Below are 13563 nucleotides of genomic sequence, written 5' to 3'. Positions count from 1 at the left end.
GGTTGGTCCAGTTTTAGTTTGCCTGCGGCAACCAACTGTCTCTATGGTTGCCCTAAGCAACAACATAGGAGGTGCCGTGGCCGCGCAGCGTCATTACGAGGAGCTGGCCCGACAGCTCAGCGCCATCGGTGCCGTGAAGCGTGGCCTCGGCAGAGGCTTGCCGCACGACTGCCCCGGCGGGTCCGCCGCCGTACTCATCCTGCTCGACCGGCACGGAGAGATGCGGATGAGCAGGCTCGCCGAGCTGCTCGCCGTCGACATGTCGGTGACCAGCCGGCACGTGGCCCATGTCGCGGAGAAGAAGTGGATCCTGCGGGATCCCGACCCCGCCGACAAACGCTCCCGGATCCTGCGCCTGACCCCCGAGGGCAAGGCAAAGGTCAACGAGCTGTCCGACCTGTCCATCAGGACACTCACCCACTACTTGCATGACTGGTCAGACGACGAGGTCGTCCAGCTCAGCACGCTGCTCGCGCGACTGCGCGACAGCTTCGGGGACTGCCGCGCGGCTTCGGCCCGGCTCCCCCTGGAAGAGACCACCCGTACACCCGCGTAACGAAGAGGAAGCCCATGGCAACAACCACACCATCCGGTGTGCGGGGCAGCCACGCCAAGCACGGAGCGGCGTCCCACGACGCCGGCGCTCCGATGACACACCGTCAGATCATGGAGGCCCTCTCCGGCCTGCTGCTCGGCATGTTCGTCGCGATCCTGTCGTCGACGATCGTCTCCAACGCCCTGCCTGAAATCATCGGCGACCTGGGCGGCGGCCAGTCCGCCTACACCTGGGTCGTCACCGCCTCGCTCCTGGCGATGACGGCGACCACGCCCCTGTGGGGCAAGCTGTCGGACCTCTTCAGCAAGAAGGCCCTGGTCCAGATAGCCCTGATCATCTACGTCGGCGGTTCGATCGTCGCGGGTCTCTCGCAGAGCCCCGAGATGCTGATCGCCTGCCGTGTCGTGCAGGGCATCGGCGTGGGCGGTCTCTCCGCCCTCGCGCAGATCGTGATGGCCGCGATGATCTCCCCGCGCGAGCGCGGCCGCTACTCCGGCTACCTCGGCGCGACCTTCGCCGTCGCCACCGTCGGCGGCCCGCTGCTCGGCGGTGTCATCACCGACACCTCGTGGCTGGGCTGGCGCTGGTGCTTCTACGTCGGCGTGCCCTTCGCGATCATCGCCCTGATCGTCCTGCAGAAGACCCTGAAGCTCCCCGTCGTGAAGCGGGACGTCAAGGTCGACTGGGGCGGCGCCTTCTTCATCACCGCGGCCGTCTGCCTGCTCCTGGTCTGGGTGACCTTCGCGGGTGACAAGTACGACTGGATGTCCTGGCAGACCGGCGCCATGGTCGGCGGTTCGATCGTCCTCGGCCTGCTCTTCCTGCTCGTCGAGTCCAAGGCGAGCGAGCCGATCATCCCGCTGCGCCTCTTCCGCAACCGCACCATCACCCTCGCCTCGCTCGCCTCGCTCTTCGTGGGTGTCGGCATGTTCGCGGGCACGGTGTTCTTCAGCCAGTACTTCCAGCTGGCGCGCGACAAGTCGCCGACGATGTCCGGCGTCATGACGATCCCGATGATCGGTGGCCTGTTCATCTCCTCGACGGTGTCGGGGCAGATCATCACCAAGACCGGCAAGTGGAAGGTCTGGCTGGTCGCCGGCGGTGCGCTCCTGACCGCGGGCCTCGGCCTGCTCGGCACCATGCGGTACGACACCGAGTACTGGCACATCGCGATCTTCATGGCCCTGATGGGTCTCGGCATCGGCATGATGATGCAGAACCTCGTGCTCGCCACGCAGAACCAGGTCGCTCCCGAGGACCTCGGCTCCGCGAGCTCGGTCGTCACCTTCTTCCGTTCCCTCGGTGGCGCCATCGGCGTCTCGGCGCTCGGCGCCGTGATGGCGACCCGCATCACCGACTACGTGAAGGACGGCCTGGCCGACCTCGGCCCCAAGGCCGCGCAGGCGGGTCACGGCGGCACGGGTGGCGGCGCCATCCCGGACCTGGACAAGCTCCCGGCTCCGTTCCGCACGGTCATGGAGAGCGCCTACGGGCACGGCATCGCCGACGTCTTCCTGATCGCCGCGCCGCTGGCGTTCCTCGCCTTCCTCATCACGATCTTCATCAAGGAGGTTCCGTTGCGTACGTCGGGTGCGCTGGCCCAGGCCACCGAGTCCTCGGACGCCGACGCTCCGGCCGCCACTCCGTCGGCCGCCGCGGCCGCTGCCGAGCAGCCGGTCCTCGCCTCCGTCGGCGCGCACACCGAGGCGGGCCCCGAAGGCACGCAGAAGCTCGCGGCGGTCGCCTCCGCGGCTGCCGGTGAGACTCCGCTGCAGACCTTCGGCGGCACCCCGGTCCGCGGCTTCGTCCGCGGCGCGGAGAGCACCCCGGTCCCGCGGGCCGCGGTCACGCTGATCTCCCTCGGGGGACGCCAGCTCGGCCGTGCGGTCGCGCAGGGCGACGGGTCCTACGCGGTCGACGCCCCCGGCGCCGGCTCGTACGTGCTGATCGCTTCGGCCGACGGCTTCCAGCCGCAGGCCTCCACGATCGTCGTCTCCGACGAGGCCCTGACGTACGACATCCTGCTGAGCGGCACGAGCGGCCTCAGCGGTGTGGTGCGGGCCTCCGACGGCAAGCTGCCGGTCGCGGGAGCCATGGTCATCGTGACCGACGTCCGCGGTGACGTCCTGGCCACCGGGCTCACCGGTGAGCAGGGCGAGTTCACCTTCGCCGAGCTGGTGCCCGGACAGGTCACCATCGCGGTGAACGCCGCCGGTCACCGCCCGATGGCGCTGCCCGTCGAGGTCGGCGCGGTCGGCGTCACCCGGGTCGAGGTCGAGCTGAACGCCGGTGCGCAGGTGCTCGGCACGGTGCGCGCCAAGGGCGGTCCGCTGAACGACGCCCGCGTCACGCTGGTGGACGCGGCGGGCAACGTCGTCGCCACCGCGACCACCGGCTCCGACGGCGCGTACGCCTTCACCGACCTGGACAGCGGCGAGTACACGGTCATCGCGACCGGTTACCCGCCGGTGGCGACGGGCCTGACCGTCTCCGGTGAAGGTGTCGGCGACCACGACATCGAACTCGCCCACCCGGGCGAGTAGTTGACCCCGGCCCGTGCGCGCGCTTTCGAGCGGATGGGCGCGCACGGGCCGGTTGTGGGAAGGGCCCCCGGGTCGGTGGTGACGTACACGGCAGGGGACGGCCGTGTCACCACCGCCGGGGGCCGCCCTCTTTTTGAGACGTGTCGAGACTTTTTGAGCTCTTGAGCTCTGGCAAGGAGAAAACGGGATGGGACTCAGCGCTCGGATCCGGACGCGTGACGGGTGGGCGGTGTCGCACGCCGTCGTCACCCTGACCGACATGACCGGCGCGCAGGTGCTGCGCGCGGCCGCGGACCAGGAAGGTGCCGTGCGCGACGCGACGGACCTGCCGCCCGGCCCGTACACCGTCATCGTCACCGCGGTCGGCTACGCGCCCGTCGCCTCGACCGCGCTCGTCACGGCGAGCGGCCGCGCCGAGGTCGGCAGCATCGTCCTCGCCCGGCAGGGCGGCACGGAGCTGCCGCCGCCCGGACCGTGGACCATCGACCCGGCGCACTCGACCGTGGGCGCGGTCGCCCAGCACCTGGGGATCACCAGTGTGCACGGCCGGTTCACCGAGTTCGGGGGGCTCGTGGAGATCGCCGAGGACGTCGAGAAGTCACGCGTCGAGGCGGTCATCAGGTCGGCGTCCATCGACACCGGCAACGGCATGCGCGACGGCCATCTGAAGTCGCCGGACTTCCTGGACGTCGAGCAGTACCCGGAGCTCGTCTACCGGTCGACCGGCCTCACGCCCGCCGGCGCCGACCGCTGGACGGTGCACGGCGAGCTGCGGATGCACGGTGTCGTACGCCCGGTCGACCTGGACCTCAGCTACCTCGGTACGGGGGCGGACCCCTGGGGCGGCACCCGCGCGGCCTTCCGGGCCACGGCCGAGCTGCGCCGCGAGGACTTCGCCATGAACTACAACCAGGTGGTGCAGGCGGGCATCTCGGCGATCGGCACCACCCTGCGGGTGGAGCTGGACATCCAGGCCGTGCAAGGCGACTCGCTTCCGCAGGTCTAGCCGTCCGCGGCCGGAGGGGCCCTAGGGTGCGGTCATGGCACCGAACATCGCTACCAACACCACGGTCTCCCTCGACGAGTTGCTGGACTTCGTCCGGCCCCGGCACCGGGCGATCCTGCTCACCGCCCGTGCCGACGGCACCCCGCAGGGATCCCCCCTGACCTGCGGGGTCGACGACTCCGGCCGGATCGTGGTGTCCACCTACCCGGAGCGGGCCAAGACGCGCAACGCCAAGCGGAATCCGCGGGTCAGCCTCATCGTGCTGAGCGACGACTGGAACGGGCCGTGGGTCCAGATCGACGGCACGGCCGAGGTCATCGACTCCCCGGAGTCGGTCGAGCCCCTCGTCGAGTACTTCCGGAACATCTCCGGCGAGCACCCGGACTGGGACGAGTACCGCGCGGCCATGGTCAAGCAGGGCAAGTCCCTCATCCGCGTCACCCCGGAGCGGTGGGGCCCTGTGGCCACCGGAGGGTTCCCGGCGCCCAAGGACTAGCGGGTCAAGGCTCGGCCACGGGGCTACAGGGTCGCCTCGATGCCCGCGATCAGCAGGTCGAGCGCGACCTTGAAGTCCAGCTCCCACATCTCCTCGACCGTGGACCCGCCCCGCGCCTTCATCATGTCGGCGGAGCTGTGCAGGGTCTCCTCCATGCCCGGATGGTCGCTCACCGCACCCATGGCCTGGCTGAAGTACTCCCCCGGCGTGAGCCCGGCGGCCGCGCACCGCGCGATGTAGTGGCCCTGCACGGTGCCGAATCCGTACACGAACTGGAAGACCGCGGCGATCGCGCCGGCCTGCTTCTCCGTGGGCAGGCCGGTCCCGCGGACCACTTCCTGCACGGCGAGGGCGAACTTGATCCAGTTCGGCCCGATGTTCAGGAAGTTGCCGACCAGCGGTGACACCCAGGCGTGCCTGACCAGCAACCGCCGGTACTCCTCGGCCAGTTCGCGCAGCGCGTCGCGCCACCGTTCGGGCGTGGCCGACTCCGGGTCGGGCAGGACCATCTCCCCCGCGGCGGCGTCCAGGGCCAGTTCGAGGAGGTCGTCCTTGGTGTCGACGTACCAGTACACGGACATCGCCGTGACGTTCAGGTCCGCCGCGAGGCGGCGCATGGAGAACTTGGCGAGGCCCTCCTCGTCCAGGAGGCGGACCGTGGCCTCGGTGATGCGCTCCCGGTCGAGGCCCGACGGCTGATCACTCCTGCGGCCCGCGCCGTTCCGGGGGGCCTTGCCCTCCAGCCAGACGCTGGTCCGCGCGGGGCGCTTCGCGCGGTCGGCTGCCTTCGCCATGGCGCACCTTCCTGGTCCTGAGCTCTTGTACTGGTACCGGTGGTCCGAAGCGGGCGACAGACCGGAATCAGCCAGTCCGTCGCCCGTCCGTCGATGCTATGCGGACGCCGCGGACGGGCCCGTCTTCGCAGAGTCTGCCCTCTCCGCACGCTTCAGCAACGCCGCTGCCAGCATGCCCCCGAGGAACACGGCCACCGCGCCCACCAGCTGACTGGTCTCCAGACCGGACGAGAACGCGTCGGCGATCCTGGTGCGTTCGGCGTCCGACCCCGCCGCGGCAAGCGCGGCGGGCAGCGAGACCGCGGAGACGGTGACGAGCGAGGCGAAGCGAGAGTTCAGGACAGCGCCGAGCACGGCCACGCCGAGACCGTTGCCGAACTCCGCGAGCGTCCCGTTGACGCCCGCGCCCACGCCCGCCTTCTCCGGCGGGATGGCGCTCATGATCGCGTTGGCCATGGCGGGCATGGCGAGCGCGATGCCCGCGCCCATCACGATCAGACCGGCCAGCATGCCGCCGTAGTTGTCGCCGCCGAGCACGGCGATCGCCGCGAGGCCCGCGGCGAGCAGGCTCATGCCGATGGCGATCGTCGCGGGGGTGCTGGTCTTCTTCAGGAGCCGCGCGCCGAGACCGGTGAGGTTGAGCGCGACGACGGTCACCGCGAGCGGCGCCGTGCGCAGGCCCGCCTCCAACGGCGTGTACCCGAGCACGAACTGCAGGTGCTGGGTGAGCAGGAACAGCGAGCCGCCCATGCCGAAGGCGACCAGGATGGCGCCCGCGACGGCGCCGATGAAGCGCTGGTTGCGGAAGAAGTGCATGTCCAGCATCGGGTGCGGGATGCGCAGCTCCCAGACGACGAAGACGCCGAGGACCACGACACCCACCGCGGCCGCCGCCAGGACCTGCGTCGACGTCCAGCCGTGCTCGGGGCCGGAGATGATCGCGTACACGATCGAGGCCATGCCGATGGTGGAGAGCAGCGCGCCGAGCAGGTCGGGGCGGTCGCCCAGGGGGTTCTTGGACTCGGGGACCAGCTTGACCGTGGCGACGAGGCCGATGAGCGCGACCGGGATGTTGATCAGGAAGATCGCGCCCCACCAGAAGTGGTTGAGCATGACCCCGCCCATCAGCGGACCGAGCGCGAAGCCGAGGGAGTTGACGGTCGACCAGAGGCCGATCGCCTTCATCCGCTCGCTGTCGTCGAAGATCTGGACGACCACCGCGAGCGTGGTGGTCATCAGAAGCGCGCCGCCGACGCCCATCCCGGCCCGTGCGGCGATGAGCTGCGACGAGGACTGGGCGAGGCCCGCGACCAGCGAGCCGATCCCGAAGAGGGCCAGGCCCGCGACGAGCATCTTCTTGCGGCCGTAGCGGTCGGCCGCGCTGCCCGCGGTGAGCAGCAGGCCCGACTGGACGAGCGAGTAGGCGTTGATCATCCACTGGATGTCGGCCGTGGACGCGTCCAGTTCCTTGGTGAGGGAGGGGATGGCGACGTTCAGGACGGTGTTGTCCAGGAGGACGGTGAGCTGAGCGAGGCAGATGACGCCGAGGATCAGCCAGCGCTGCGGGTGCCCTTGAGAGGCGGTGGGGGACTCGGCGGTCGTCGCTGCCGTCATGCCCTCTCCTTCTGCTTATACGGTGTACGGGTGGGGTGTGATGTACACCGTAGAGCGTCTCCCGTACGGCGTACAAGAGAGTTTCCGGCGGGCATGCGTGAGGGGCCGGCCGCGGGTGGCGGCCGGCCCCTCGCCGTACGGGTCGCGTCAGCTCTTGGGCTGGGTCAGGTCGTCAGCTCTTGGGCTGGGTCAGGTCGTAGAACGTCGCGCTGCCGACCGTGACCTTCTCGAAGGTGTCCTCCACCCAGGAGGTGATCTTGGAGGAGGTGCCGCTGTCGCCGCCCATGCCGCCTCCGCCTCCGCCTCCCATGCCGCCGCCCGAGATGAAGTAGTGGATCTTCCCGTCCTCCACGTACTGCTTGAACTGGGCGAGGGTCGGGGACGGGTCGCTGCCGTTGAAGCCGCCGATGGCCATCACCGGGTCGCCGGTGGCGAGTTGGTAACTCGCGGCGTTCTGCGAGCCGATGGCTGCCGCCGCCCAGGTGTAGTCCTCGGCGTCCGCCTCCAGGAGCTTCTTCGCCTTGGCGCTGACCTGGGCTCCGTCGAGGAGCCCGCCCATGCCGCCGCCTCCGCGCATGCCGCCCCGCTCGGCGGTGCCGCCACCGGGGAAGCCGCCTTGCGGTTGCTTGCTCTGCTGGCCTCCGGGAGCCTGGCCGTTTTGACCCTGCTGCCCCTGCTGGCCGGGCGGCTGCATCCCGCCGCCGCCACCGCCGCCACCGCCACCACGGCCACCCCCAGGACCGCCCCCGCCCGGACCGCCGCCCATCCCGCCCGCCGAAGCAGGACCCGCGGTCACGATCGACCCGGTGTGCGCGCTGTTCACGGTGGAGAAGGTGTACGCGACCGGTCCCGCCACCGAGGCGGCGAGGCTCAGCCCCACCGCCGCCAGCGCGAGGTGCCGCCCGAGCCTGGCCGCGAGCAGCAGGCCGAGCGCGCCCACGAGGCCGCCGATCAGCACCGCCCAGCGCAGCCACGGCAGGTAGTCGGGGCTCCGGCCGAGCAGCACGTACCCCCACCACGCCGTGCCCGCGACGCTCGCGCCGAGCAGCGCACCCGTCCACCACTTCGCCCGCTCCTCCCAGAGGACCGTGGCGCCCATGCCGATCAGGGCGGCGATGTAGGGGGCGAGGGCGACCGTGTAGTACTGGTGGAAGATCCCCGCCATGAAGCTGAAGACGGCCGCCGTCATCAGCAGGGCACTGCCCCACGCCACGAACGCCGAGCGCGTGGTGTCGGTCCTGCGGGCCTTCCAGGTGAGAACGATGCCGCCGACGAGCAGGATCAGCGCGGCCGGGAGCAGCCAGGAGATCTGGGCGCCGACCTCGGAGTTGAACATCCGCCCGAGCCCGGTCTCGCCCCACTGCCCGCCGCCACCGGGGCCGCCGCCCCCTCCGACGCTGCCGGTCTCCTCGCCGTTGATGCGGCCGAGGCCGTTGTAGCCGAAGGTCAGCTCAAGGAAGGAGTTGTTCTGCGAGCCGCCGATGTACGGGCGCGACGACGCGGGCCACAGCTCCACGATCGCGACCCACCAGCCGCCCGCGACGATCACCGCGAGCCCGGAGAGGGCCAGCTGACCGAAGCGCTTGCGCAGCCGCACGGGGGCGCACACCGCGTACAGGACGGCGAGCGGCGGCAGGATCAGGAACGCCTGCAGCGTCTTGGCCAGGAAGGCGAGTCCGACCGCGACGCCCGCCCACACCAGCCACTTGGTCCGGCCGTGCTCCAGGGCTCGCAGGACGCAGTACACGGTGACCGTCATCAGGAGCGCGAGCAGCGCGTCCGGGTTGTTGAACCGGAACATCAGCGCGGCGACGGGCGTCAGCGCGAGCACGGCGCCCGCGATCAGCCCGGCCGCGGGGCTGAAGCGACGGCGTACGGCGGCGTAGAGCACACCCACCGTCGCGACGCCCATCAGCACCTGCGGGGCGAGCACGGCCCAGGAGTTGAGGCCGAAGAGGCGTACGGAGAGGGCCATCGGCCAGAGCGCGGCCGGGGGCTTGTCGACGGTGATCGCGTTGCCCGCGTCGAGCGAGCCGAAGAACATCGCCTTCCAGCTCTGGCTGCCCGCCTGGACGGCCGCGGAGTAGAAGGAGTTGGCGTAGCCGGACGCGCTGAGGTTCCAGAAGTAGAGGACCGCGGTCGCGAGCAGCAGGCCCAGGAAGGCGGGGCGTGCCCAGCGGGGGTCGTCGGGGCGTCCGCGCCAGAGCCGCGTGGGGAGGGTGCGAGGGCCCCGGTGCGCTTGCCCGTGCGTCGCCGCCTGTGGCGGCGCGGGCGCGTGGGAAGTCGTCGTCATCGTGCATTCCTCGGGTCGTGTGCGGAGGTGAGCTCGTACGAGGACGAGGCGTCGGGCGAAGGCAGGGGCGGATCCGAGCGGCGGTCCGGGAAGACCCAGGCCCGGAGCAGCAGGAACCGCAGCACGGTCGCCGCGAGGTTGGCGGCTATCAGCACGGCCAGTTCCGTGGAGTGGGACGGGTTGCCGGAGGCCGCTCCGAGCGCGGCCAGCGAGCCGCTGGTCAGGGCGAGGCCGATCGCGAACACCACAAGCCCCTGTGCCTGATGCCGCATCGCCCGATCACGCCCGCGCACCCCGAAGGTGAGCCTCCGGTTCGCGGCGGTGTTGGCGACCGCCGACACGAGCAGGGCGAGCGCGTTGGCCACCTGCGAGCCCGAGAACGTGCGGAAGCCGGAGTACAGGAGCAGGTAGAAGAGCGTGGAGAGCGCGCCGACCACGCAGAAACCGACCAACTGCCGGGCCAGACCGCCCGGCACACCGGCCAGCTGCCGGTCGCGCGGGTCGTCCCCGAAGGGGCGCGCGAGGCGGTCGAGTGGGAGCGCGCCGACCGCGAGGGCGCGCCCGACCCGCCACACCCCCTTGAGGTCGTCCGTGGCCGTCCTGACCAGGTGGACCGTCGAGTTCGGGTCGTCGACCCAGTCGACGGGCACCTCGTGGATGCGCAGGCCCGCGCGCTCGGCGAGCACCAGCATCTCCGTGTCGAAGAACCACCCGGTGTCCTCGACCAGCGGAAGCAGCACCCCCGCCACATCACCCCTGATCGCCTTGAACCCGCACTGGGCGTCGGAGAAACGCGCCTGCAGGGAGCCGCGCAGGATGAGGTTGTACGAGCGCGAGATGAACTCCCGCTTCGGGCCGCGCACCACGCGCGAACTGCGCGCGAGCCGGGAGCCGATCGCCAGGTCGGAGTGCCCGGAGATCAGCGGCGCCACCAGCGGGAGCAGCGCGTTCAGGTCGGTGGACAGGTCCACGTCCATGTAGGCGAGGACGGGGGCGTCCGAGGCGGACCACACGGCGCGCAGGGCCCGCCCGCGCCCCTTCTGCTCGAGGCGCGCGTAGCGGACCTCTTCGCTCGACGCGGCGAGCCGCGCCGCCACCTCGGGGGTGCGGTCCGTGGACGCGTTGTCCGCGATGGTGATGCGGAAGGGGTAGGGGAAGGTGCGTACGAGGTGGTCGTGCAGGCGCAGCACGCACGGCCCGAGATCCTTCTCCTCGTTGTAGACGGGGATCACGATGTCCAGGACGGGCACATCGCGCCAGGCGGCGGGGAGGTGGGCCCGGGCCGGCAGAGGGACCGAGAAAGCACCGCCCGAAGCAGAGTCGGTTTGCATGGCACCGACATTCGCCAACTGCTCTGTCAGGCCTGTGTGGTGAGCCTGTGCCCTGCCTGTGAGTGCCACTCGGGGCCACTGACCTGCTCGGACACTGCAGGCAGCGTCACCGTGAAGACGGTCCGCCCCGGCACGCTGTCCACGGTCACACCGCCGCCGTGCGCTGTGACGATGGCCTGCACGAGGGCGAGGCCGAGCCCGGTGGAACCCGCGTTGCGGGAGCGCGAGGCGTCGCCGCGGGCGAAGCGCTCGAAGACGTGGGGGAGGAGGGCGGGCGAGATACCGGGACCGTTGTCTTCGACCTCCAGGCAGACGACCGGCCAGGCATCCGGGGAGACGTCCGGGGAGACGTCCGGGCAGACGTCCGGGCCTGCCCGCCGTACGCGTGCGGTGACCTTGGTGCCCGGGGGCGTGTGCGTACGGGCGTTGGCCAGCAGATTGACGACGACCTGCTGGAGGCGGGCCGGGTCGGCGAGGACGAGCGCGGGCTCGTCCGGCAGCTCCAGGGCCCAGTGGTGCTCGGGCCCGGCGGCCCGCGCGTCACTCACGGTATCCACGACGAGCGGAGAGAGATCAGTGCTCTCATACGAGAGCGGCAGTCTGGCTCCGGGGCGGCCGGAGGTCGCGGAATGCCCGCCGTCCCGCCCCTCGTCGAGACGGGCGAGCAACAGCAGATCCTCCACGAGCCCCGTCATCCTCTGGGCCTCGGACTCGATCCGCCCGAGGGCGTGCCGGGTGTCGGGCCCGGTGGACTCCCGCCCCCTGCGCGTCAGTTCGGCATAGCCACGAATCGAAGCCAGCGGCGTACGCAGCTCATGGCTGGCGTCCGCGACGAATTGGCGTACGCGCGTCTCGCTCTCCTGGCGCGCGTGCAGCGCGGAGTGCACGTGGTCGAGCATGCGGTTGAGCGCGGCGCCCACCTGGCCGACCTCCGTGTTCGGCGCCGCGTCGGGGACCCGCTCGTACAGCGTCACCTCGCCGCTGTGCAGCGGGAGTTCGGAGACCCGGGTCGCGGTCGCGGCGACCCGGCGCAACGGGCGGAGCGCGACGCCGACCATGGCGGCGCCGGCCAGCGAGGCGGCGACCAGGCCCGCGGCGGTGACGCTGACCTCGACGATGATCAGCGTGTTGAGGGTGTTCTGCACCTTGGCGGTGGGGACGCCGACGAGGAAGTCGCCGTGCGGACCGGTCGTGTACTCGACGCGGTAGTCGCCGAGGCCCGGGATGTCGACGTTGTGCGCGCGCCCGTCACGCGGGACCGAGCCGAGCGCGTCCGACTGCCCCGCGTCGAGCTGCTCGGTCTGCGGGACCACGTCACCGCTGTCACTGTCCTTGCTGACCAGCGCCTGCCCCACAGAGCCATCACCCTCGACGACGGCCCCGATGGTGCCGATCTCCTGCGGCCCTTTGGACACGAACCGCAACGGATCGCCGCCCGAATCCTGGGAGAAGCCTCCGGGAAGGTCCTCCCCCGGCTTGGGCACCGGCCCCGACGCACGCATGGCCACGGCGCCGAGCGAACCGTCCAGTTGCTCGTACAGATGCGAGCGCAGCGCGATGGTGGTCACCGTGCCGATCACCGCGCAGACGACGGCGATCAGCGCGACGGCCGAGACGACGAGCCGCGTCCGCAAAGACCGCGGCTGCGGCCGCCGCTTCATCGCTTCACCGCTTCATCGCTTCATGAGGCGGCGGCCACCTCGGTCGAGGGCGCGGCCTTGATCAGATATCCGGCGCCGCGCCGGGTGTGGATCATCGGCTCACGACCGGCGTCGAGCTTCCTCCTGAGGTACGAGATGTAGAGCTCGACGACGTTGGCCTGGCCCCCGAAGTCGTAGTTCCACACGCGGTCCAGGATCTGCGCCTTGCTGAGCACGCGGCGGGGATTGCGCATGAGGAAGCGCAGCAACTCGAACTCGGTGGCGGTGAGGTGAATCGACTCCCCGCCCCGCGTCACCTCATGACTGTCCTCGTCGAGGGTCAGATCCCCGACGGCGAGGACGGACTCACTGCGCCGGTCGGCGGCCCCCGCCCGGCGGATGAGGCCGCGCAGCCGGGCCACGACCTCCTCCAGGCTGAAGGGCTTGGTGACGTAGTCGTCGCCCCCGGCGGTGAGCCCGGCGATGCGGTCCTCGACGGCGTCCTTGGCGGTGAGGAACAGCACGGGCACGTCGGGCAGTTCACGGCGCAGCCGCCCGAGGACGGCGAGGCCGTCCATGTCCGGCAGCATCATGTCGAGCACGACGGCATCGGGCCGGAAGGACCGCGCGGCGCGTACGGCTCCGGCGCCGTCCCCGGCGCTACGGATCTGCCAGCCTTCGTAGCGCAGGGCCATGGAGAGCAACTCGGTCAACGAAACCTCGTCATCGACGACGAGCACGCGGACGGGACTCCCGTCGGCCCTGAACATCTCGGTACGCCCCTGGGGCGAGGTCGTAGTCATGCCGTACAGGTTGCGGGTCGGCCCTGAGAGGGCCCTTGCCGGAACCTGTGAATTCCCTGAGAAAGGGGGTGCGGGGTGCTGCGGGCTGCGGAGTGCTGCCGGCTGCGGGGTTCTGCCCGGCTGCGGGCCAGAGGCCGGGCGTTCGGGCTACCGGCACCGGCACCGGCACCGGCTACCGGCTACCGGCTACCGGCTACCGGCTACCGGCTACCGGCTACCGGCTACCGGCTACCGGCTACCGGCTACCGGCTACCGGCCACCGGCCCAGGCTCTGGGGTACGGCTCGGGGTCGGGCTACGGCTCGGGCTACGGCCCAGAACTACCGGCCAGGTCCCGTGCTCCCCGGCCCCGGGCCACCTGCACCGGCCACCGGCCACCGGCCACCGGCCTAGGCTCCGGGCTCCGGGCTCCGGGCTCCGGGCTCCGGGCTCCGGGCTCCGGGCTCCGGGCTCCGGGCTCCGGGCTCCGGGCTCCGGGCTCCGGGCTC

The 13563-nt window shown here is 71.1% G+C and carries 10 protein-coding genes; 4 read left to right on the top strand and 6 right to left on the bottom strand.

The window, feature by feature from the left end; all coding sequences use genetic code 11:
• Positions 1 to 76 precede the first annotated feature (76 nt).
• The 4 genes from AB0M70_RS38215 (at position 77) to AB0M70_RS38200 (ending at position 4601) form a co-directional block, all read left to right on the top strand.
• Entirely contained in the window at positions 77 to 556 is a 480-nt protein-coding gene (locus AB0M70_RS38215; RefSeq protein ID WP_365827771.1) for a MarR family transcriptional regulator, read from the top strand.
• Between the two features lie 14 nt (positions 557 to 570).
• The gene (locus AB0M70_RS38210) at positions 571 to 3099 is read left to right on the top strand and encodes an MFS transporter (protein ID WP_365827769.1); all 2529 of its coding nucleotides are present in this window, start codon (positions 571 to 573) and stop codon (positions 3097 to 3099) included.
• A gap of 187 nt (positions 3100 to 3286) precedes the next feature.
• A complete protein-coding gene (locus AB0M70_RS38205; protein WP_365827767.1) occupies positions 3287 to 4105 on the top strand; it encodes a YceI family protein in 819 nt (272 codons plus the stop codon).
• Between the two features lie 34 nt (positions 4106 to 4139).
• Positions 4140 to 4601, top strand: a complete 462-nt coding sequence (locus tag AB0M70_RS38200) for a PPOX class F420-dependent oxidoreductase (protein WP_365827765.1) — start codon at positions 4140 to 4142, stop codon at positions 4599 to 4601.
• Between the two features lie 23 nt (positions 4602 to 4624).
• On the opposite strand, the gene AB0M70_RS38195 is transcribed toward AB0M70_RS38200, so the two are convergent.
• The 6 genes from AB0M70_RS38195 to AB0M70_RS38170 form a co-directional block, all read right to left on the bottom strand.
• On the bottom strand, positions 4625 to 5395 hold the full coding sequence (locus tag AB0M70_RS38195; RefSeq protein WP_365827763.1) for a TetR/AcrR family transcriptional regulator: 771 nt from the start codon (positions 5393 to 5395) through the stop codon (positions 4625 to 4627).
• 96 nt (positions 5396 to 5491) lie between these two features.
• Positions 5492 to 7009 carry an MFS transporter gene (locus tag AB0M70_RS38190; RefSeq protein ID WP_365827760.1) on the bottom strand — a complete coding sequence of 506 codons (1518 nt, stop codon included), beginning with the start codon at positions 7007 to 7009 and terminating at the stop codon, positions 5492 to 5494.
• Between the two features lie 172 nt (positions 7010 to 7181).
• Positions 7182 to 9302: a glycosyltransferase family 39 protein gene (locus tag AB0M70_RS38185; RefSeq protein WP_365827758.1), complete on the bottom strand. Its 2121-nt coding sequence runs from the start codon at positions 9300 to 9302 to the stop codon at positions 7182 to 7184.
• Positions 9299 to 10633, bottom strand: coding sequence for a bifunctional glycosyltransferase family 2/GtrA family protein (locus AB0M70_RS38180; protein ID WP_365827756.1), 1335 nt, complete (start codon positions 10631 to 10633; stop codon positions 9299 to 9301). Before AB0M70_RS38180 ends, AB0M70_RS38185 begins: the two co-directional genes overlap by 4 nt.
• A gap of 26 nt (positions 10634 to 10659) precedes the next feature.
• Positions 10660 to 12294: a HAMP domain-containing sensor histidine kinase gene (locus AB0M70_RS38175; RefSeq protein WP_365827754.1), complete on the bottom strand. Its 1635-nt coding sequence runs from the start codon at positions 12292 to 12294 to the stop codon at positions 10660 to 10662.
• Between the two features lie 20 nt (positions 12295 to 12314).
• Positions 12315 to 13076: a response regulator transcription factor gene (locus AB0M70_RS38170; RefSeq protein WP_365827753.1), complete on the bottom strand. Its 762-nt coding sequence runs from the start codon at positions 13074 to 13076 to the stop codon at positions 12315 to 12317.
• Positions 13077 to 13563 lie beyond the last annotated feature (487 nt).

Origin of the sequence: Streptomyces sp. NPDC051214 (assembly GCF_040682375.1) — a bacterium.
Taxonomy (GTDB): domain Bacteria; phylum Actinomycetota; class Actinomycetes; order Streptomycetales; family Streptomycetaceae; genus Streptomyces.
This window is presented reverse-complemented; position numbering and strand designations above follow the sequence as displayed.